Source organism: Streptomyces sp. Je 1-79, from assembly GCF_025195125.1.
Lineage (GTDB): Bacteria > Actinomycetota > Actinomycetes > Streptomycetales > Streptomycetaceae > Streptomyces.
Window position 1 is genome coordinate 97,357 of sequence record NZ_JAMGSL010000004.1, and the last position, 20,215, is coordinate 117,571.

Sequence of the window (20,215 nt, forward strand, 5' to 3'; positions counted from 1 at the left end):
CCCATGAGGCGGGCGACGCTCCTGGGCGCGGTCGCCGTCGTCGCACTGGCCGCGATGGCGGTCGCGTCGGCGGACCAGGCGCCGGGGGAGACGGCGGAGACGGAGGAGGCCCGGGCGATGCCCGCCCTCCTCGGCAAGGGCCTCTGGCAGGTCTTCACCGCACTCGCCCCGCGCACCCGGGTCGACGTCCACGACGTCGGCGGCCGCGACCGGCGGGTCCTCTGGCCGCCGAACTGGCGGGTGTGCACGCAGTACCCGACCGAGGGCGCGGTGCTCGGGCGGACGAACGTCGTGATCGGGGTGGTGAAGAAGGGCGAGAGCTGCCCGCTCCGGGTCCGCTCGGCCCGCCGCTGACCCGGCCCCGACCGCGCCCCGGCTCGCTGCTGACCCGGCCCCCCGACCGAGTGCCCCGGCTCACCGCAGAGGCGGCCCCGACCGAGCTCTGACTCACCCCAGAGACGGCCCCGACCGCGCCCCGGCTCGCTGCCTGGTTAGCCTGGGGCCATGTCCGACGATCTCGGTCCGTACCTCACCGCCGGTGCCCGCGTGGGGCTGCGGCCCTACTCCCTCGACGACGCCGAGGAGTTCACCGCACGGGCGCGCGAGAGCCGCGAACTGCACCACCCCTGGCTCTTTCCGCCCGACAGCCCGGACACCTTCGCGACCTACGCGCGGGCCGTGACCGACGACCCCGCCAGAGCCGGCTTCCTCGTGTGCGAGCGCGAGCAGCGGGGGCGGATCGCCGGATTCGTCAACATCAACAACATCGTCCGCGGAGCGTTCCTCAGCGGCGCCCTCGGCTACGGGGCCTTCGCGCACGCCGCGGGGCGCGGGCTGATGGGCGAGGCGCTGCGGCTGGTCCTCCCGTACGCCTTCGGGCCGCTCGGGCTGCACCGGCTCGAAGCCAACATCCAGCCCGGCAACGCCGCCTCCCGCGCGCTCGTACGCCGGGCCGGTTTCCGGCTCGAAGGGTTCTCGCCCGCCATGCTCCACATCGACGGCGCCTGGCGGGACCACGAGCGGTGGGCGATCACCGCTTGTAGTTGATCTTCATGGTGTCCATGTCGGTGACGGAGGACCTGAGGTCGCCGTGGCCGTGCCCGAGCTCCCGCAGCGCCGACTCCACCCGGTCCTCGGCGATCACGCCGGCCATCTCCGCGCCGTCCGCCGCGTCGGCGACCACGACCAGACGGTACGAGAAGTGCTTCAGCGTCCTGTCATAGGCGAGCGAGCCCTCCGGGGTGAACCGCATCGCCGACATCCCGTGCGCGTCGACCTCGACGAGCAACCGCGCCCGGCTCTCCTCCGAGAGCCCGTCGAAGGTGCCGCGCACGATCACCCGGTAGGTGTGCTGGGTGCTCATTCCCCTGGTCCTCACGTCGTTCGCCGAAAGCATTGAAGATCCAGACTACGGCGGAGAGGATGAGGCGCATGCGGAATATCGTGGCCCTCGACGCCCCGTCCAACCTCGGCCTGCGCCCACCGCTCCCCGGCACCGTCCCCGGCTGCCACAAGCTCGCCGGAGCCCTGCGCGAGAACCGGATCGTGCGGCGGCTCGGCGCTCTGGAGGGCGGAGTCGTCGTCCCGCCGCGCTACGACCGCGGCGACTGGCAGGAGGGCGACGGCGTCTTCAACGCGGCCGCGCTCGCGACGTACACCCGTACCCTCGCGGACCGGATCGAGCACCACGTACGGGCCGGGGACTTCCCCCTCGTCCTCGGCGGCGACTGCTCGATCCAGCTCGGCGCCTCGCTCGCCCTGCGCCGCATCGGCCGCTACGGCCTCGCCGCGATCGACGCCTCCCCGGACTTCCGCCACCCCGGCAACTCGGACCGGGTCGGCGCGGCGGGCGGCGAGGAACTGGCCCTGGCCACCGGCCGCGGCCAGCAGGACCTCACCGACCTGGAGGGTCTCGCGCCCTACCTCCGCGAGGAGGACATCCGGCTCTTCGGCATCCGTGACGCCTACCACGACGATCCCGAACTCGTCGAACTGCGCGCCCTGAAGGTCCCCGTCGTCACCGTCGCCGACCTGCGCGCCTGGGGCCCCGCCGAGCTCGCCGCCGCCACGGTCACCGCCTTCGGGACCCCGGCGCTCGACGGCTTCTGGGTGCACCTGGACGCCGACGTCCTCGACCCCTCCGTCATGCCGGCCGTCGACAGCCCCGACCCCGACGGCCTCCTGCCCGACGAACTCGTCCCCCTGCTGCGGACCCTGGTCCGATCCGAGCGCTGCGTCGGGCTCAACGTCACGATCTACGACCCCGATCTCGACCCGGACGGCACCGCCGGAGCGCTGCTCACGGACCTCGTGGTCGCCGCCTTTGCCGAAGACTGACGGCCAGACCCCCTGGTCGGCCGCCCGCCCGCCGTGTTCCATGGCGGACATGACGACCGTGCGACGTGCCGTACTGACCCTGCCCGCGGCCCCGTTGGGACCGGACAACCCGCTGCCCGCCCTGCGCACCCTCGACGGTGCGGCGGCGGTCGACGCGCGCGCCACGGAGGGGCTGCCGCGCGACATGGTCCGGCAGCTCGGGTACGCGCCGCTGCGCACCCTGCTGCCCGTACCGGTCCGCGACGGCTATGGACGCGAGCGCGTGCCCACCGAACTCGACGTGATCGTCATCGAGAACGACCGGCTGCGGGCGACCGTGCTGCCCGGCCTGGGCGGCCGCGTCCACTCCCTGCACCACAAGCCCACCGGGCGCGAACTCGTCCACCGCAACCCGGTGTTCCAGCCCGCCGCCTTCGCGCTCAACGGCGCCTGGTTCGCCGGCGGCATCGAGTGGAACATCGGCGCCACCGGACACACCACCCTCTCCTGCTCGCCCCTGCACGCCGCGGTCGTCCCGGCCCCCGACGGCGGCGAGATGCTCCGGCTGTGGGAGTGGGAGCGGCTGCGCGACCTGCCCTTCCAGGTCGACCTGTGGCTCCCCGAGGACAGCGACTTCCTGCACGTCGGCGTGCGGATCCGCAACCCGCACGAGCGGGCCGTCCCCGTCTACTGGTGGTCCAACACCGCCGTCCCCGAGGACCGCCGGATCCTCGCCCCGGCCGACGCGGCCTGGTACCACGGCTACGAGCGCGGTCTGCGCCGCGTCCCCGTCCCGGTCGCCGAGGACGGCCAGGACCACACGTATCCGGAGCGCGGAGCCCTGCCCGCCGACTACTTCTACGACCTCCCCGACACGCGGAGGCGCTGGATCGCGGCCGTCGACGAGACCGGCGCGGGACTCGTCCAGACGTCGACGGACGTGTTGCGCGGACGCAAGCTGTTCCTCTGGGGTTCCTCCCGGGGCGGGCGGCGCTGGCAGCAGTGGCTCACCGCCCCCGGCGCCCCCGGCTACGCCGAGATACAGGCGGGACTCGCCCGGACCCAGCTGGAGCATCTGAAGCTGGAGGGCGGCGCGGAGTTCAGCTGGCTGGAGGCGTACGGACCGGTGACCGCCGCGCCCGGAGCCGTCCACGGCGAGGACTGGGCCGCGGCCCGCGCGGAGGTGGAGCGGTCCCTGGAGTCGGCCCTGCCGCGCGCAGCCGTCGACGCCACGTACGAGGCGTGGCGCGCCGGCCCGGCGGACGCCGAACCGGGCACCGTACTCGCCACGGGATCCGGCTGGGGCGCTCTCGAAGTCCTGGCCCAGGGCCATGAGCTGCCCGGTACGCCGTTCCCCGCGTCGACCCTCGGGGCGGAGCAGAAGCCGTGGCTGGAGCTGCTCCGCACGGGGGTTCTGCCGCCCCTGGCCGACGGCGCCGCACCCGGCCCGTCCCTGGTCGCCGGCCACTGGCGGGACATGCTGGAGACCGCGCCCGCCGAGCCCCTGACCGAGTACCACCTAGGGCTCGCGCAGTGGCACGCGGGCGACCTCGCCCAGGCCGTACGGAGCTGGGAACGCGGACTCGGGCAACAGGGCGTGCGCTGGCCGTTGCTGTACTGCCTGGCCGTCGCCGACCAGGACGGCGGACACCGGGTGCGCGCCGCCGAACGGTACGCCGAGGCCTTCGACGCCCTGCCCGCCGAAGCCGACGCCGTCGTGACCGCGGCCCTGGGCCGGCAGGCTCTCGACGCGCTCCTGACGGCCGGCGGTGTCGCCCGGGCCCGCGCGCTCCGGGACCGTCTGCCGGAACCGGTGCTCGCCCGGGGCGCGTTCCGGCTTCTGGAGGCCCGCCTCCTCCTCGCCGAGGGGAGGAGGGCCGAGGCCCGCGCCGTCTTCGACGCGGGCTTCGAGGTGGCGGATCTGAAGGAGGGCGCCGAGGTGCTGGGCGAGGTGTGGTCCGCCCTGACCGACGAGCCGCTGCCCGCCCGGTACGAGTTCCGGATGCGCCCCTAGCCCGGACGCTTCCCTGGCCCGCCTCTTTCCTCGTCCACCGCTTCCCCGGTCCGGGCGGCGGGGCCCCCGGCCCCGGCGCCCTCGCGTGTCAACCATGGTTGACACGCGAGGGGTGTCAACGTAGGTTGACGCCATGACCGATGCAACCGAACTCGCCGCACGGGCGGGGGACCGTGATCCCCGGGTCGGCCTGCGGGCCGTGTCCGCCCTGCGGCGGCTCCTCGAACAACTGGAAGCGGTCCAGGTGCGCAGTGCGCGCGCCCAGGGCTGGTCGTGGCAGGAGATCGCGGCGGAGCTGGGCGTGAGCCGGCAGGCCGTGCACAAGAAGTACGGGAGGAATTGATGTTCGAGCGATTCTCGGCAGGGGCCCGGGCCGCGGTGATCGAGGCGGTGGAGCGTGCCCGGCGCGACCGCGCCCCCGCGGTCACCGAAGAGCATCTGCTGCTCGCGCTGTTCGACGCGGAGGGGACCAAGGCGTCCTTCGTGCTGCGGGCCCTCGGCGTGACCGACCGGCGGGCCTCGCTGGAGACGGAGCTCTCCGACGCCCATCGGCGGGGAGGCCTTTCGAAGGCCGACATGGAGGCGCTCGCGGGTCTCGGGATCGACGTGCCGGAGATCGTCGCCCGCGTAGAGGAGGCCCACGGGCTCGGCGCCCTCGCCGACGACCGTCAGGGGGGTTCCCGGCGCTTCGGAAGGCCCACGTTCAGCCGCGAGGCCGCGAGCGTCCTGGAGCGGTCCCTGCGGATCTGCCTCGGCCGCCGGGAGAAGACCATCGGCGACGAGCACCTGCTGCTCGCCCTGACCGCCCGCCCCGGCGTCGTCGCCGAGGTCCTCGCGGACCACGGCGTCACCTACGAGGCGGTGGAACGCGCCCTCGGCCAGGGGGCGCCCACCGCCTGACCCGAGGCGGACCCGGCCAGGGCCTCCGGCCGGCTCTCGGTCAGGGCCGCCGGTCGACGTACTCGAAGACCGAGCCGTCCGGGTGGACCGCGATCAGGTTGCGGCCCACCGGGGTCGGCACCGGACCGGCCAGGATCTTGGCACCCGCCTCCGTCAGCGCGGTGAACGCCGCGTCCACGTCCTGGACGGAGACGGTCGCCGCGACCTTGCGCAGGACCTCCAGCTCCGCCTCGGGGCCGCTCATCAGGAGGAAGCAGCCGACGGCCGCCACCGACACCCCTCCCCGCTCGAAACGCAGGGCGGGGGAGCCGGTGAGCCGCTCGTAGAACGTCACCGCGGGTTCGAGGTCTTCGACGCAGACACGCAGAGTGGTCCCGAGAATCTCCATACGGGCCAGCCTAGTTGAGGATCACCGGACCCGGCAGAGGATCTCGCCGTGGGAGACCATGAACCAGCCGTCCTCCCGCCGCCCCCACGCGCGCCACGCCTCGGAGATCGCGCGCAGCGTCTCCGCCGTCGCGTGGCCGCCCTCCACCACCAGCTCCGCGTAGACGGAGTCGGTCGTCCGGTCCGCCCACAGTCCGCTCCACCACGCCCGCTCCTCCGGTGTCGCGAAGCACCATGTGGCGGCCGTCGTGGTGACGTCCGTGAACCCCGCCCGCCGCGCCCAGGAGAACAGCCTTCGGCCGGCGTCCGGTTCACCGCCGTTGGCGCGCGCGACCCGGCGGTACAGCTCCTGCCAGTCGTTCAGGGCCGGCGGCTCCGGGTACCAGGCGAAGGAGCCGTAGTCGCTGTCCCGGGCGGCGACCACCCCGCCCGGACGGCAGACCCGCCGCATCTCGCGCAGCGCCCGGACCGGGTCGCCGACGTGCTGCAGCACCTGATGGGCGTGGACGACGTCGAAGGAGTCGTCGGGGAAGTCCAGGGCGTGGACGTCGCCGACCGCGAACTCCACGTTCCTCAGGCCCCGTTCGGCGGCCACGGCCCGCGCCTTGTCCAGCACGTCCTCGGCGGCGTCGACCGCGGTCACCCGGCCCGGTGCGACCAGCGCGGCCAGGTCGGCGGTGATCGTGCCGGGGCCGCACCCCACGTCCAGGACGTCCAGGCCGGGACGCAGCTCGGGTACCAGATAGGCCGCCGAGTTCGCGGCGGTGCGCCAACTGTGCGAGCGCAGCACCGACTCGTGGTGCCCATGGGTGTAGACGGCGGTCTCTCGGGGCCTGGACGGTTCGGAGGCATGCGTCATGACCGGACTCCCTCGTGTGGGTGGGTACGGTCACGGTACGCGCCTCGGTCGAATGGTGAGATGAGCGTCTTGCTATATGGGCATGCGTGGACTCAGGTGAACAGGCTTCGCCGGTACCGGAGTTCGTCGAGGGTCCGGCCCCCCGTCGTCTCCTGGGCGACCGTGCCGTCCGCCCGCCAGCCCGCGGCCTCGTAGAAGCGCCGCCCCCGCGCGTTCTCCGCGAGGACCCACAGCGCCGCCTCCTGGAACCCGTCCGCCGTCAGCGCCTTCTCGGACGCGGCGAGCAGCCCCCGGCCCACTCCCGAGCCCCAGACCTCCGGCAGCACGTAGAGCGCGGCGATCTCCCCGGTCGTCGCGGGATCGAGATCGTCCTCCGGCCACGCGCGGAAGGAGCAGAACCCCACCGCCCGGCCGTCGGCCTCCGTCGCCACGAGCACGGAGGGAGGCTCCGGCGCCGCCAGTCGGGCCGACCACACGGCGGCGCGCTCGTCGACGTCCAGGCCGGCGAGCCAGGAGCGGGGGAGAAGGTCGCCATAGGCGGCCTGCCAGGACCGGACGTGGACGGCGGCGATCGCCGCCGCGTCCCGGGGCAGCGCTTCACGGATCGGCATGCGCCGCATTCTCGGCGCTTCCCCCCGTCCGCGGCGAGCGGATTTCGGCAGGCGGGGGAGCAGGCGGGCCGCAGGCGCGAGAGCCGCCGCCGGCGGACCGGCGACCGGGCATCGGCGGGAGTACGGCCCGGCTCCCCGGGTACCCGGGGGAGTGCGGAACCACCGCGACCGGAAGCCGCCGCCGTCATGTGGAGGAAGGTTCTCGATGCGGTACGAAACGATGTCCTCGCTCGCCCGCCAGCTGCGCGTCGACGCCGTACGCGCCGCCGACGCCGCCGGTTCCGGCCATCCGACCTCCGCCATGTCGGCCGCCGAGATCGGCGCGGTCCTCCTCGCCCGGCACCTGCGCTACGACTTCGACCGCCCCGACCACCCGGGCAACGACCGGTTCGTGCTCTCCAAGGGGCACGCCTCGCCGCTCCTCTACGGCATGTACCGGGCCGCGGGCGTCGTCGGCGAGAGCGAGCTGCTGACCTTCCGCCGGGCGGGCAGCCTCCTCGAAGGCCATCCCACCCCCCGGCTGCCCTGGGTCGACGTCGCCACCGGCTCGCTGGGCCAGGGCCTGCCCGTCGGGGTCGGCATGGCGCTCGCCGGAAAGTTCCTCGACCGCGTCCCGTACCAGGTGTGGGTGCTCGCCGGGGACAGCGAGATGGCCGAGGGATCCGTCTGGGAGGCCGTCGAGCACGCCGCGTACTGCGGCCTCGACAACCTCACCCTGATCGTCGACGTCAACCGGCTCGGCCAGCGCGGCCCCACCCGCCACCAGCACGACCTCGGCGCCTACGCCGGCCGCCTGGAGGCCTTCGGCTGGCACACCGTAAGGATCGACGGCCACGACGTGCAGGCCGTCGACGCGGCCCTGCGCGAGGCCCGCGCGACCGTCGGCCGGCCCACGGCGGTCCTCGCCGCCACCCGCAAGGGCCGCGGTGTCGCCGCCGTCGAGAACCGCGAAGGCAAACACGGCAAGCCCCTCCCGGACGCCGAGGCCGCCGTCGCCGAGCTCGGCGGTCCCAGCGACCTCAGCGTCCGGGTCACCGACCCGCCCGCCGCCCTGGTGCCCCGCCCGGTGCCGAACGGCGCGTCGCCGGCGCTCCCCACGTACGACCGGGGCGAGGAGGTCGCCACCCGGGACGCCTACGGACAGGCCCTCGCCGCCCTCGGGCAGACGCGCGGCGACGTCGTCGCGCTCGACGGCGAGGTCGGCGACTCGACCCGCACCGAGCAGTTCGCCAAGGCGCACCCCGAGCGCTATTTCGAGTGCTGGATCGCGGAGCAGCAGCTCGTCGGGGCCGCCGTCGGCCTCCAGGCACGCGGCTACGTCCCGTACGCCTCGACCTTCGCCGCCTTCCTCAGCCGTGCCCACGACTTCATCCGGATGGCGGCCGTCAGCCGGGCCGGGATCAACCTGGTCGGCTCCCACGCGGGCGTCTCGATCGGCCAGGACGGGCCGAGCCAGATGGGCCTCGAGGACCTCGCCATGATGCGCGCGGTCCACGGCAGCACCGTCCTCTACCCGTGCGACGCCCACCAGACGGCGCGGCTCGTCACGGCCATGGCGGACCTGGACGGGGTCCGCTACCTGCGTACCACCCGCGGCGCCACCCCTGTCCTCTACGGGCCCGAGGAGGACTTCCCGGTCGGCGGGAGCAAGGTGCTCCGCAGCCACGGCGAGGACGACCGGGCGACCGTCGTCGCCGCCGGGATCACCGTCCACGAGGCCCTGAAGGCCGCCGACCGGCTGGCGGAGGAGGGGCTGCCGGTCCGCGTGATCGACCTCTACTCGGTCAAGCCGGTCGACACCGCGACCCTCGACGACGCGGCCGGGACGACCGGGTGCGTCCTCACCGTCGAGGACCACCGGCCCGAGGGCGGCCTCGGCGACGCGGTCGCGGAGGCGTACGCCAACGGACACGGCGGAGTGCCGCGCCTGGCCCGGCTCGCCGTCCGCTCCATGCCGGCCTCGGCGACACCGGAGGAACAGCTCCACGAGGCGGGCATCGACGCGGACGCGATCGTCTCGGCGGTCGAGCTGATGCTGGAACGCGTCCTGGTCCGCTGAGTGGGCCGAGCGGGGCGGGAAAGGCGGGGACGCGCCACCGTCCACGGCCGCGCCCGCCCGCGCCCCCTCCGCCCGTCACGGCACGCACCCGCCCGCCCGCCCGCAACGGACCTCACCCGTACGGCCCTGAGCATCCGTGCCGCGCGCGGAGGCTGGCCCTCCGACGGCCCACGGGCGGCGCCTTCGGCCGTGGGGAGCCGCCCCCGGGCGCCGCGCGGTCCCGGCCGGAACCCCGTACCGGCGGCGCGGCCCCCGGCCGCTGGGGCGGCGAACGCCGCTCAACCTTCGTATAAAGGGCAGTGAGGCGCCGTGCGGGGCGGCGGCCCGTGTTCGGGAGGTGCGGGAGATGCGGCAGACGGCCCCGGAAGGGCGCGGACCCGTGCGCTACGGACCACCCGCCCCGGAGCCCGGTCTGCCCGTGCTGCCCGGGCTCGCCGCGATCCTCGCCGCCGCCGCGGGCCGTACCGCCGTCGAACCGCCCGGCGGCGGGCCCGTGCTCCGCGAGGCCGCGAGCGGCTACTGGTGGCGGCGCGGCCTGCGGACCCACGCCGAGGACGTCGTCGCCGCACCTGGCGCCCAGCCCCTGATGCTCGCCCTGATCGCGGCCCACGGCGGCGACATCCTGATGCCCCGGCCCTGCCCCGCCTGGTGGACCCCGCAGGCCCGGCTCCTGGGCCGCCCCGCCTACCACGTACCCACCCCCGCCGAGTGCGGCGGCGTCCCCGACCCGTACGCCCTGCTCGAAACCGTCCGGCGGGTCCGTGCCGAGGGCGGCCACCCCCGGCTGCTGCTGCTCTCCGTCGCCGACGACCCCACCGCCACCGTCGCCCCGCCCGAACTGGTCCGCGAGGCGTGCGAGGCCGCCGTCGCCGAGGGGCTGCACATCATCAGCGACGAGACCTGGCGCGACACCCTCCACCGGCGCCACGACACCGTGCTCCTCAGCCCCGCCGAGATGTGCCCCGAGGACGTCACCGTCCTGTACGACCTGTCCGGCGCCCTCCTCCCGGCCGCCTGGCCCTGCGCCGTGGCCCGCTTCCCGCCCACTGCCCCTGACCGTGCCGACCGCTACACCGACCCGCGCGCCCGCACCCTCGACATCCTCACCGCGCTCGGCGCCTTCGTCGCGGGACCGGTCGCCCCCGCCGCCGCGCACGCCCTGGACGAGCCCGAGGAGGTCACCGTACGGGTCGCCCTCGCCGCGGCCCTCCACGCGCGCGTGGCCGCCGCCGCCCACCGCGCCGTCCTCACCGCCGGCGCCCTCGCCCGGCCGCCCCAGGCGGGCCGCCACCTCTACGCCGACCTCGGACCGCTGCGGGCCGGGCTCGCCGCCCGGGGCGTCACCGACTCCATGGAGCTGGAGAACCACCTCGGCCGACGGCTCGCCACCCCCGTTCCCGGCGGCCACCGCTTCGGCGACGAACTCGGCGCCCTGCGGGTGCGCTTCGACACCGGCGCCTTCCTGGGAGCGACCGAGGAGGAGCGGACGGAGTCCCTCGCCTCACCGGACCCGGTGGAACTGCCGCACGTGGCCCGCGCGTTGAGCTCGTTCGCAGAAGCCCTGGAGGAACTCCGCTGACACGACCGCCCCGACGAACCGCGTAGAACGGAGCCCGCAGATGACGGAACAGACGGAACGGCCGGCGCAGGCCCCGCATTCCGTACGCGACGGCCGGACCGCCCCCGCCCCCGCTCCCTCACCCGTCCCCGCTCCGCCTTCCGTCCTCCAGCCCCTCGGCCGGACCAGGACGGACTGGCCCCGCTCCTTCGCCGACCGCCTCACCGCACCGCTCCCCGGCGTCCGCGCGATGGCCCGCCTCGCCCGCGAGGGCGCCGTGCGCCCCGGCCCCGACGGCCTGCGCGACATCCCGCTGCTGCCGTTCGCCCCCGGCCCGCTGCCCGACGCCGGACCGGGAACCCTCGCCGTCACCTGGGCGGGCCACGCCAGCTGGATCCTGCGGGTCGGCGGCCTCACCGTCCTCACCGACCCCGTCTGGTCCCGCCGCATCCTCGGCACCCCCGCCCGGATCACCCCCGTCGGGGTCCGCTGGGAGGACCTGCCGCCCGTGGACGCCGTCGTCATCAGCCACAACCACTTCGACCACCTCGACGCGCCCACCCTGAGGCGACTCCCCAAGGACACCCCGGTCTTCGTCCCCGCCGGACTCGGCCGCTGGTTCGTCCGCCGCCGGTTCGGCCACGTCACCGAACTCGACTGGTGGGAGGCGGCCGAACTCGACGGCGTGCGCTTCGAGTTCGTCCCCTCCCACCACTGGTCCAAGCGGACCCTCCTCGACACCTGCCGCTCGCTGTGGGGCGGCTGGGCGCTCACCGACGGCTCCGGCCGCACGGTGTACTTCGCCGGCGACACCGGCTACGGCCACTGGTTCGCCGAGATCGGCGCCCGCCACCCGGGCATCGACCTGGCCCTGCTCCCGATCGGTGCCTACGACCCGCGCTGGTGGCTCAGCGACGTCCACACCGACCCCGAGGAGGCCGTCCGCGCCTTCCAGGACCTCGGCGCGCGCCGCATGGCACCCATGCACTGGGCCACGTTCGTGCTCTCCTCCGAACCGGTCCTCGAACCCCTCACCCGGCTCAGAGCCGCCTGGGACCGGGCCGGGCTGCCCCGCGAGAACCTCTGGGACCTCCCGGTCGGCGCCTCACGCGTGCTCGCTCCCTGACCGGTCGCCGCGCCGCCCCGAACCGCGTACCCGCCGCCACAGCGCCGGGGCCAGGCTGATCAGCACCGTCAGCGCCACCGCCGCCAGCACGCCCTGCCACGGCTCAGGGAACAGCGAGCCACCCAGGATCCCGATCAGCCCGTACGTCGCCGCCCAGGCCAGACAGGCCGGCACATCACCGCGCACGAACCGGCGCAGCGGCAGCCCCGCGAGGAGACACGCCAGCATCACCGGGATCCGCCCCGCCGGTACCAGGCGCGACAGCACCAGCACCGACACCTGGTGGCCGGCGAGCTTCTCCTGCGCCTGCGCGAGCCGGTCGGGGGCGGCCCGGCCGCGCAGCACCGCCAGCCACCGCGAGCCGTTCTTCGAACGGACCCCGCGCTGTCCCAGCCAGTACAGCGCCACATCCCCCAGGAGCGCGGCGGAGGCGGACACCAGGAAGACGAAGAACAGGGTGAAGGGAGCCGCCTGGTGGAAGGCGACCACGGCCGCCGAGCTGACGATCGCCCCGGTCGGCACGACCGGCACCAGCGCGCCGAGCGCCACGAGCAGGAAGAGCGAGGGGTAGCCGACCGCCTGCTGCGTCGACGCGGGCGGCAACTCCCCCGCCGCGCGCAACAGCGCGTCGATCACCGGGCGACCTCGGGCCGCACGCGCTCGCCGTGGCCGAGCAGATGCACCGCCACCTTCGGCGCGAGCCGCGCCGCGTGCCGGACGAACTCGTCACCCGGCGCGTGGAACTCGTGCGGGCGCACCGCGTCGAGACCGATCGGCCAGTACGTGCCGTAGTGCACCGGGACCGCCGCCGCCGGGGAGAGCTCGGCGAGCGCCCGCGCGGCCCGCCCGGCGTCCAGATGACCGTGCCCCAGATACGGCCCCCAGCCGCCGACCGGGAGCAGCGCCACGTCCACCGGCCCGACCGCCTCCGCCATCCCGTCGAAGAGACCGGTGTCACCGGCGAAGTACGTCCGCGCCTCGCCCTCGACGACATAGCCCAGCGCGGGGGAGCGGTGCGGCCCCACCGGCAGGCGCCGGCCGTCGTGCAGCGCCGGCACCGCCCGTACGGTCACACCCTCCACCGTCACCGCGTCGCCCGGTCCGACCTCGGTCAGCCGCAGCCCCCTCCGGTCGAGCCTGCGCAGCCCCGGTACGGCCCCGGGAGCACTGCGCGGAACGATCAGCCGGGTCCCGGGCGCGAGGAGGGCGAGCGAGGGCAGATGGAGATGGTCGGCGTGCAGATGGGAGACGAGCACCGCGTCGGCGCGCGCGGCCTCGGGCGGCGGCAGCGCGCCGCGCCTGCGCCGCAGATGCGCCAGCCGGCGGACGAAGAGGGGATCCGTGAGGATCCGGACCCCCGAGTCCTCGACCGTGCAGCTGGCATGACCCCACCAGGTGACCTCCACCGGTACGCCGCCCTTCCGCTCGGCACTCCACTGTTCACGAGGGTAGATGTACGGAGCGGGCGACGCGGGGCGTCCACGGTGGTTCGCGGGGGCAGAGATCTGCCACACCTGTGGCTGCTCCTCGCCACCGTGAGTGCCGGCGGGAGCCCGGACGCGCCCTCCTCGGGAGCCCGGACGCGCCCTCCTCGGGCGCCCGGGTGGGGAGTAGGGTCGGTCCATGGACGACGTTCGGGTGGCGGCGATCGCCAGCCTCACCCCGCTCGAGGAACTCGACAGCGACCCCTTCCTGGTCGACACGCGCAGCCAGCACGTCATGTGCGCCCGCTGGGCCCTGGACAAGGGCTACGTCGTGACGAGACAGCTGCTCTTCTACGGGATCCGGCCCGACCACGCCGCGCTCTGGGCGGACGTGGACGCCGGCCACGTCGACCTCTTCGTCGCCCCCAACGAGCGCGTCCTGGCACGGGCGTTGACGGACGTGCCGGGGTTCTTCGCGGAGTGCGAGCGACGTGGCGTCCGGCTGGAGACCGCGGATGCCGACGAGCCGTCCTACGACGCCGCGGCCAAGGCCGGCGTGCACCGCCGCCTCTCCATGCCCACCGCCGGCTACGACGGCTGTTAGGACCTTGCCCCCACCCCGCCCCACCCCGCCCTGCGCCGCGTGGGCGATGTGCCACGCTTGAGGCAGGTACCGGGTGAAAGGTGAACCAGGCGTGGGTGACGGGCGATGGCGTACCGCGGGCCGATGGCGGACCGCGGGGAGCGCACTGGCGCGGGTGATCGTGGTCTGGGCTGTGTCCACCCTGACCATGCTCGCCCTGGCCGGACTGCTGCCCGACTTCCAACTCCAGTCCGCCGACGGCGACACCATCACCCGCACCGCGCTCACGGCCGTCTGGGGCGCCGGGGCCTTCGGTCTCCTCAGCGCGCTCGTGTGGCCCGTCGTCGTCCGCGCGCTGCTGCTTGTACCGGCCCTGGTCCTCGGCCTGTTGGTGTTCTTCCTCAACGGCTCGCTGCTGCTGATCGCGCTCTGGCTGATCCCCGACGGCCGCGGCGCGGCCGACCCCGAGACCGCGGTCGTGGTCGCCGCCGTGATGTCGGCCGTCGCCTCGGCGACCTCCACCGCGCTCGCGGTCCGCGACGACGACGCCTACCGCCGCCGTCTCCACCGCCTCGCCGACCGCACGCGCGCCCGGGCCGTGGTGGGGGGTTCCCCCACGCCGCCGGGCGTAGGGGGAGGCCCCGCCCCCGTCCCCGGCACGCTCTTCCTGCAACTCGACGGCGTCGGCCACCGGGTGCTGCGCGACGCCGTCGCCGACGGCCTGATGCCGACCGTCGCCGGCTGGCTGGACACCACCCACCGGCTCACCCCCTGGCGTACCGACTGGTCGAGCCAGACCGGCGCCAGCCAGCTCGGCATCCTGCACGGCTCCAACGAGGACGTGCCCGCCTTCCGCTGGTACGAGAAGGACACCGGCCGGCTGATGGTCTCCAACCGGCCCGCGAGCGCCGTCGAGCTCCAGCGGCGGGCCATCGCCCGCACCGGGGACGGCGGGCTCCTCACCGTCGACGGCGCCTCGCGCGGCAACCTGTTCAGCGGCGGCGCCGACCAGCTCGCGCTCGTCCTGTCGATGGCCGCCCGCCGGGGCCGCAGCAACCGATCCCGCGCCGGATACTTCGCGTACTTCTCGGACCCCGCCAACGCCGTCCGCACGGCGGGCTCCTTCGTCGCCGAGACCGTCCGCGAGATGGCCCAGTCGACCCGCGCGCGGCTGCGCAAGGAGGCCCCGAGGGTCTCGCGCGGCGGCACCTACCCCTTCATCCGGGCCTTCGCCACGGTCGTGGAACGGGACGTGGTCGTGGCCGCGGTGATCGGGGACCTGCTGGCCGGCCGGACCGCCGTCTACGCCGACCTCGTCGCGTACGACGAGGTCGCGCACCACTCCGGCCCGCACGGCCACGACACCGACCGGGTCCTCGCCCGGCTCGACCGGTCGATCGCGCTGATCGCCAAGGTCGCGGAGCACGCGCCCCGCCCGTACCGGATCGTGCTCCTCTCCGACCACGGCCAGAGCTCCGGCCCGACCTTCGAGGGGGTGTACGGGCTGACGCTGCGGGACCTCGTACGGGCGGGCTGCGGGCTGCCCGTGCCGCGCAGGGTCCGGCGTACCCGCAGCGGCTCGGAGGCCCGTGACGCGGCGCGCGACGCGCTGCGCAGCGCCCTGCACCGGCCGGTGGACGAGGACGAGCACGGGGTTCAGGCGGGCGACCAGGTGCGCGACAAGGCCGATCCCATGGTGCTCGCCTCCGGGAACCTGGGGCTGATCTCCTTCCCCGGCGTGCCGCACCGGCTGACCCGCGAGGAGATCGACCGCCGCCACCCCGCGCTGCTCCGCACCCTCGCCAACCACCCGGGCGTCGGCTTCCTGCTGGTCGCGAGCGCCGAGCACGGTTCGGTCGTGCTCGGAGGGGACGGGGCGGAGGTGCCGGTCGCCGAGCTCGCCGACGACGGACCCCTCGCGGTCTTCGGGCCGGGCGCGGCGGACGCGGTCCGGCGCACCGACGGCTTCCCGCACGTCGCCGACATCATGGTCAACTCGATGTACGACCCCGCGACCGGGACCGTGCACGCCTTCGAGGAGCAGATCGGCTCGCACGGCGGCCTCGGCGGCGAGCAGGGGCGCCCCTTCCTGCTGTCGCCCGTGGACTTCTCGGCGCCGGCCCCCGACGGCGCCGAACTGGTCGGCGCGGAGCAGCTGCACCGGGTGCTGCGCCGCTGGCTGCGGGAGTGCGCGGGGCCTCAGGTACCGCTGGAGATTTCCCCGCCCACCCGCGATGCGGAAGCATTTCTTCCGGTTGATGGCCCGGTCGTACGGGAGAAAAAGAGCTGATTTGGTGGGGTGCCCCACCTCCCGGACCATGGTCGGGTTTGCACGACGAGAGGCGCACCACCCCCCATGAGCACGGCCATGTCCGACCGTTCCGCGGTCGACACCTCCGACCCTTCCGCCCCTTCCGGCACTGCCGGCCCTTCCGAGCCCTCCGGTCTTTCTGATCCCTGCGGCCCCTCCGGCCCCTCCCCGGAACAGAACAAGCACGCCCGGCGGTTCGGACTGCCCATCGCCACCGCCCTGGTCATGGGCAACATCATCGGCGGCGGAATCTTCCTGCTGCCCGCCTCCGTCGCCCCGTACGGCACGATCAGCCTGGTCGCGTTCGGCGTCCTCACCCTCGGCGCGATCGCCCTCGCGCTCGTCTTCGGCCGCCTCGCCCACCGCCACCCGCAGACCGGCGGCCCCTACGTCTACGCCCGCGCGGCCTTCGGTGACTTCGCCGGATTCCTCGCCGCATGGTCGTACTGGATCACCGCCTGGGTCTCCAACGCCGCGCTCGCCGTGGCCGCCGTCGGCTACCTCGACGTGCTGATCCCCGTCCACGAGTCGAAGGCCGCCACCATCGCCGCCGCGCTCACGCTCCAGTGGCTGCCGGCGCTCGCCAACCTGGCCGGCACCCGCTACGTCGGCGCCGTCCAGCTGATCGCGACCGTCCTCAAGTTCGTCCCGCTCCTGCTGGTCGCCGTCGGCGGGCTGTTCTTCTTCGACAGCGCCAACCTCGGGCCCTTCCAGCCGGGCGACGGCGGTGCGCTCGGCGCGGTCTCCGCCTCGGCGGCGATCCTGCTCTTCAGCTACCTCGGCGTCGAGTCGGCGGCCGTCAGCGCCGGCGAGGTCCGCGACCCGCGGCGCAACGTCGGCCGCGCCACCGTCCTCGGCACACTGGGCGCCGTCGCGATCTACCTCCTCGGCACGATCGCCGTCTTCGGCACCGTCGCCCACGACCGGCTCGTCGGCTCCTCCGCGCCCTTCTCGGACGCCGTGAACGCCATGGTCGGCGGCTCGTGGGGCGGCACCGCCATCGCCTGCATGGCCGTCGTCTCCATGCTCGGCGCGCTCAACGGCTGGACGCTGCTCAGCGCCCAGACCCCCTACGCGGCCGCGCGCGACGGGCTCTTCCCGGAGGTCTTCGCCCGGAAGCGGCGGGGCGTCCCCACGGTCGGTGTGCTCGTGACCGTCATCCTCGCCTCGCTGCTGACGGTCTACAACTACACGGTCGGCACCGAGAGCGTCTTCGAGATCCTGGTCCTCGTCACCACCTTCACCGCCACCGTCCCGTACCTCCTCTCCACCGCCGCCCAGATCTACTTCCTGCTCTCCGGCCGCTCCGAGCGCGTCGACCGCGCGCGTCTGATCCGCGACGGAGTCCTCGCGGCGGTCGCCTTCGCCTTCTCCATGTGGCTCGTGGCGGGCTCCGGATACGCGGCGGTCTACCAGGGCGTGCTGTTCCTCTTCGCCGGCGTGCTCGTGTACGCGGGGATGTCGGCCCGCAAGGCGCGGCGGGAGACGCCCGACGGCGCGGCCGAGCGCGTGAATTCGGGTCTCTCCGCGTAGGCCGCCCGGGCGGATCCGCCGCCCGCACCGGCACGTCGGCCCCGCCCCGGGGCAGGACGCATGTTCATGGACAGCGCCCCCGTGCCCCGCGCCGAACCCGCCGCCCCGGCGGGTCGGGCGCGGCGTGCCGTGGTCGTCCTGACGCTGGTGCTCGCCGCCCTGTTCGGCGTGGGCGCCGGCGCCTTCTGCCCGGCCGGCATGGAGGCCAGACCGCCGTCCGCGAGCCAGACACCGGACTCCGGCGCCGAGACGCAGGAGGTCGCCGAGACCGAGGCCACCGCCCCGGGAAGGCTCCGCTCGCGGTACCGCTACGTCCGTGCCCGCGGCGCGCGTCCGGCTCCCGCGGGGGGCCGGACCGTCACCCCCGTCCCCGTGACCCGGCCGCGCGGCGGCGTCCGGCGGTGCGTGGTGATGCGCTGCTGAGAGGCCCGTACCTCTCACAGCCACTCACCCCCCACCGCAAGGAGCTTCACCATGCCCGTCGACCCCTTCGCCGTGCTGCGCGCCCTGCTGCGCGCCGAGGCCGCCCGCAACGAACGCGTCGCGTCCCGTGAGCCGGAACGCGCGCCGGTCCGGGAGTCCGAACCGGCGCCCGCCCCGCTCGGGAAGGAACACCGCACCCGCTAGGCCCTGTCGGCGGACCGAGTTGCGCGACGGTGCACCCGTGGTCGAGGCTGATCCGATGACCTCGACCGACCGGTACACCACACCCGATCGGTCCGCCGGCCCCGCCGGCCCTGGCGGCCCCGCCGAGCGTCCGACGGCGCCCGGCGCGCGGCTTCTCTCCGTCGCCCGGCACCCCTACTGGGACCGCCCCGATCCCGCGTACCTGATCCGGCGCTGGCCCGACCTCACCGCGCTCGCCGTCGCCACGCTCTTCTTCTGGGCCTCCCTCACCCCCTCCCTCGTCCCGCGCCCCTGGTACCTCCAGGGCGTCGTCGGCGGCATCACCGCCGCCATCGGCTACGCGATCGGGTCCTGCGCCGCCTGGCTGTTCCGTGCCCTCGTGCGCCGCCTGCCCGGCGAGCGGGTCCGGGCCCGGTGCTGGCAGGCGTACTGGGCGATCGCCCCGCTCCTCTCGGTCTGGCTGATCTCCGAGAGCGCCCGGATGCAGCGTCAGCTCCGGGTCCTGCAAGGGCTGCCGCCCGGCCTCACCTGGCACGCGCCGATGATCGCGCTCATGGCGATCGCGCTCCTGCTCGCGCTGCTCCTCCTGGCCCGCGCCGTCCGGCTCGGTTCCGCCAAGCTGATCCGCCTGCTCGGCCGGCTCCTGCCCAAGCCCCTCGCCTTCGCCGTCGGCGCCCTGATCTCCACCCTCGCCGTCCTCGTCGGCGTCCGGGACGTGGTGTTCGACCGGGGGGTCGTCGACATCGCCGACCGGATCGCCGAGGCGACCAACGACGGTACGAAGGAAGGAATCCACCGGCCCGTCTCGCGGTACGTCTCCGGCGGACCGGGCTCCCTCATCCCCTGGCAGGACCTCGGCTACCAGGGCCGCAACTTCACCGGCTCCGTCCCCACTCGCGACCGGATCACCGCCGTGAGCGGAGACCCCGCGATCGACCCGGTCCGCGTCTACATACCCTCCGCGCTGCCCGCCGCGTTCGAGGAGGAACGACCCTTCGACGCCCAGGCCGGGCTCGCCGTCCGCGAGCTGGAACGCACCGGCGCCTTCGACCGCCGGGTCCTCGTCGTCGCCGGCACCACCGGCACCGGCTGGGTCAACCCGAACGTGGCCGAGCCGCTGGAGTTCATGTACGGCGGCGACACCGCGATCGTCGCCGTCCAGTACTCGTACCTGCCCAGCTGGGTCTCCTTCCTCGTCGACAAGGAGAAGGCCGGCCAGGCCACCCGGGCCCTCGTCCGGGCCGTCCGCGCCCGCATCGACGCGCTCCCCGCCGGCCGGCGGCCCGCGTTCCTCGTCACCGGCGAGAGCCTCGGCGCGTACGCCGTCGAGGCGTCCTTCGACGGCCCCGACGACCTGCTCGCCCGTACCGACGGGGCCCTGCTCCTCGGTACCCCGAACTTCTCCCCGATCTCGAAGCAGATCCGCCGCGACCGCGACCCCGGCAGCCCGGTGTGGCGCCCGCAGTACGAGGGCGGCGCGCGGGTGCGCTTCGCCCAGTTCCCGCGGCAGGACCTCGTCCGACCCCCGGCCGACTGGCGGCACCCGCGCGCGGTCTATCTGCAGAACGCCTCCGACCCGGTCGTCTGGTGGTCGCCGGACCTGCTGTTCGAGCGGCCCGAGTGGCTCGCGGACCCGCTCGGCCCGGACATCACCTCCGAGATCGACTGGTTCCCCTTCGTCGCCTTCTGGCAGACCTCGGTGGACATGGCCGTCTCGTACGGCGTGCAGGCGCCGCACGGCCACCGCTACGGGGCCGGGGCCGTGGACGGCTGGGCGGCGGTGGCCCCGCCGGAGGGCTGGACGGCCGGCGACACGGACCGGCTGCGCGCCTACATCCAGCACCGCCCCGCCGCGTACTGAGCAGGGGGGACGGGCGGGACGGATGGACGGACGGACCGGACCCGCC

21 protein-coding genes are annotated in these 20,215 nt (G+C 74.7%); 15 read left to right on the forward strand and 6 right to left on the reverse strand.

Features of this window, described 5'->3' with window-relative positions; all coding sequences use genetic code 11:
* The first annotated feature begins 3 nt into the window (after positions 1 to 3).
* Together M5362_RS08405 and M5362_RS08410 are read left to right on the forward strand one after the other, a co-directional pair.
* On the forward strand, positions 4 to 354 hold the full coding sequence (locus M5362_RS08405; protein WP_260226742.1) for a hypothetical protein: 351 nt from the start codon (positions 4 to 6) through the stop codon (positions 352 to 354).
* Positions 355 to 504: 150 nt separating this feature from the next.
* Positions 505 to 1,047: a GNAT family N-acetyltransferase gene (locus tag M5362_RS08410; protein ID WP_260226743.1), complete on the forward strand. Its 543-nt coding sequence runs from the start codon at positions 505 to 507 to the stop codon at positions 1,045 to 1,047.
* Here the strand turns inward: M5362_RS08410 and M5362_RS08415 are convergent.
* The gene (locus M5362_RS08415) at positions 1,031 to 1,363 is read right to left on the reverse strand and encodes a DUF6204 family protein (RefSeq protein WP_260226744.1); all 333 of its coding nucleotides are present in this window, start codon (positions 1,361 to 1,363) and stop codon (positions 1,031 to 1,033) included. The two genes, M5362_RS08410 and M5362_RS08415, sit on opposite strands and share 17 nt — an antisense overlap.
* Positions 1,364 to 1,431: 68 nt before the next feature.
* Between M5362_RS08415 and M5362_RS08420 the strand changes: the two genes are divergently transcribed.
* The 4 genes from M5362_RS08420 to M5362_RS08435 all read left to right on the forward strand — a co-directional run bounded on the left by M5362_RS08420 (position 1,432) and on the right by M5362_RS08435 (position 5,230).
* A complete protein-coding gene (locus M5362_RS08420) occupies positions 1,432 to 2,337 on the forward strand; it encodes an arginase family protein (protein ID WP_260226745.1) in 906 nt (301 codons plus the stop codon).
* Positions 2,338 to 2,377: 40 nt separating this feature from the next.
* On the forward strand, positions 2,378 to 4,330 hold the full coding sequence (locus M5362_RS08425; protein ID WP_260227141.1) for a DUF5107 domain-containing protein: 1,953 nt from the start codon (positions 2,378 to 2,380) through the stop codon (positions 4,328 to 4,330).
* Between the two features lie 133 nt (positions 4,331 to 4,463).
* The gene (locus M5362_RS08430; protein ID WP_260226746.1) at positions 4,464 to 4,673 is read left to right on the forward strand and encodes a helix-turn-helix domain-containing protein; all 210 of its coding nucleotides are present in this window, start codon (positions 4,464 to 4,466) and stop codon (positions 4,671 to 4,673) included.
* On the forward strand, positions 4,673 to 5,230 hold the full coding sequence (locus M5362_RS08435) for a Clp protease N-terminal domain-containing protein (protein ID WP_260226747.1): 558 nt from the start codon (positions 4,673 to 4,675) through the stop codon (positions 5,228 to 5,230). Before M5362_RS08430 ends, M5362_RS08435 begins: the two co-directional genes overlap by 1 nt.
* Before the next feature lie 40 nt (positions 5,231 to 5,270).
* On the opposite strand, the gene M5362_RS08440 is transcribed toward M5362_RS08435, so the two are convergent.
* From M5362_RS08440 to M5362_RS08450, 3 genes are all read right to left on the reverse strand, one after another.
* On the reverse strand, positions 5,271 to 5,618 hold the full coding sequence (locus M5362_RS08440) for a VOC family protein (protein ID WP_260226748.1): 348 nt from the start codon (positions 5,616 to 5,618) through the stop codon (positions 5,271 to 5,273).
* 21 nt (positions 5,619 to 5,639) lie between these two features.
* Entirely contained in the window at positions 5,640 to 6,476 is an 837-nt protein-coding gene (locus tag M5362_RS08445) for a methyltransferase domain-containing protein (RefSeq protein ID WP_260226749.1), read from the reverse strand.
* A 92-nt stretch (positions 6,477 to 6,568) separates the two neighbouring features.
* A complete protein-coding gene (locus M5362_RS08450; RefSeq protein WP_260226750.1) occupies positions 6,569 to 7,087 on the reverse strand; it encodes a GNAT family N-acetyltransferase in 519 nt (172 codons plus the stop codon).
* Between the two features lie 205 nt (positions 7,088 to 7,292).
* On the opposite strand from M5362_RS08450, the gene M5362_RS08455 reads away from it, so the two are divergent.
* The 3 genes from M5362_RS08455 (at position 7,293) to M5362_RS08465 (ending at position 11,830) form a co-directional block, all read left to right on the forward strand.
* Positions 7,293 to 9,146, forward strand: coding sequence for a transketolase (locus M5362_RS08455; protein WP_260226751.1), 1,854 nt, complete (start codon positions 7,293 to 7,295; stop codon positions 9,144 to 9,146).
* Between the two features lie 346 nt (positions 9,147 to 9,492).
* Positions 9,493 to 10,725 carry an aminotransferase class I/II-fold pyridoxal phosphate-dependent enzyme gene (locus M5362_RS08460; RefSeq protein ID WP_260226752.1) on the forward strand — a complete coding sequence of 411 codons (1,233 nt, stop codon included), beginning with the start codon at positions 9,493 to 9,495 and terminating at the stop codon, positions 10,723 to 10,725.
* 40 nt (positions 10,726 to 10,765) lie between these two features.
* Positions 10,766 to 11,830 carry an MBL fold metallo-hydrolase gene (locus M5362_RS08465; RefSeq protein WP_260226753.1) on the forward strand — a complete coding sequence of 355 codons (1,065 nt, stop codon included), beginning with the start codon at positions 10,766 to 10,768 and terminating at the stop codon, positions 11,828 to 11,830.
* On the opposite strand, the gene M5362_RS08470 is transcribed toward M5362_RS08465, so the two are convergent.
* On the reverse strand, positions 11,810 to 12,466 hold the full coding sequence (locus M5362_RS08470) for a DedA family protein (protein WP_260226754.1): 657 nt from the start codon (positions 12,464 to 12,466) through the stop codon (positions 11,810 to 11,812). The genes M5362_RS08465 and M5362_RS08470 overlap by 21 nt on opposite strands.
* Positions 12,463 to 13,236 carry an MBL fold metallo-hydrolase gene (locus M5362_RS08475; protein WP_260227142.1) on the reverse strand — a complete coding sequence of 258 codons (774 nt, stop codon included), beginning with the start codon at positions 13,234 to 13,236 and terminating at the stop codon, positions 12,463 to 12,465. Before M5362_RS08475 ends, M5362_RS08470 begins: the two co-directional genes overlap by 4 nt.
* Positions 13,237 to 13,453: 217 nt before the next feature.
* On the opposite strand from M5362_RS08475, the gene M5362_RS08480 reads away from it, so the two are divergent.
* The 6 genes from M5362_RS08480 (at position 13,454) to M5362_RS08505 (ending at position 20,169) form a co-directional block, all read left to right on the forward strand.
* Complete coding sequence (locus tag M5362_RS08480; RefSeq protein ID WP_260226755.1) at positions 13,454 to 13,858, forward strand: hypothetical protein; 405 nt, start codon at positions 13,454 to 13,456, stop codon at positions 13,856 to 13,858.
* Positions 13,859 to 13,949: 91 nt separating this feature from the next.
* Entirely contained in the window at positions 13,950 to 16,127 is a 2,178-nt protein-coding gene (locus tag M5362_RS08485) for a phage holin family protein (RefSeq protein ID WP_260226756.1), read from the forward strand.
* Positions 16,128 to 16,205: 78 nt separating this feature from the next.
* Complete coding sequence (locus M5362_RS08490; RefSeq protein ID WP_260226757.1) at positions 16,206 to 17,681, forward strand: APC family permease; 1,476 nt, start codon at positions 16,206 to 16,208, stop codon at positions 17,679 to 17,681.
* 66 nt (positions 17,682 to 17,747) lie between these two features.
* On the forward strand, positions 17,748 to 18,104 hold the full coding sequence (locus tag M5362_RS08495; RefSeq protein ID WP_260226758.1) for a hypothetical protein: 357 nt from the start codon (positions 17,748 to 17,750) through the stop codon (positions 18,102 to 18,104).
* 51 nt (positions 18,105 to 18,155) lie between these two features.
* The gene (locus M5362_RS08500; protein ID WP_260226759.1) at positions 18,156 to 18,308 is read left to right on the forward strand and encodes a hypothetical protein; all 153 of its coding nucleotides are present in this window, start codon (positions 18,156 to 18,158) and stop codon (positions 18,306 to 18,308) included.
* A 55-nt stretch (positions 18,309 to 18,363) separates the two neighbouring features.
* On the forward strand, positions 18,364 to 20,169 hold the full coding sequence (locus tag M5362_RS08505; RefSeq protein ID WP_260226760.1) for an alpha/beta hydrolase: 1,806 nt from the start codon (positions 18,364 to 18,366) through the stop codon (positions 20,167 to 20,169).
* The last annotated feature ends 46 nt before the right edge of the window (positions 20,170 to 20,215 follow it).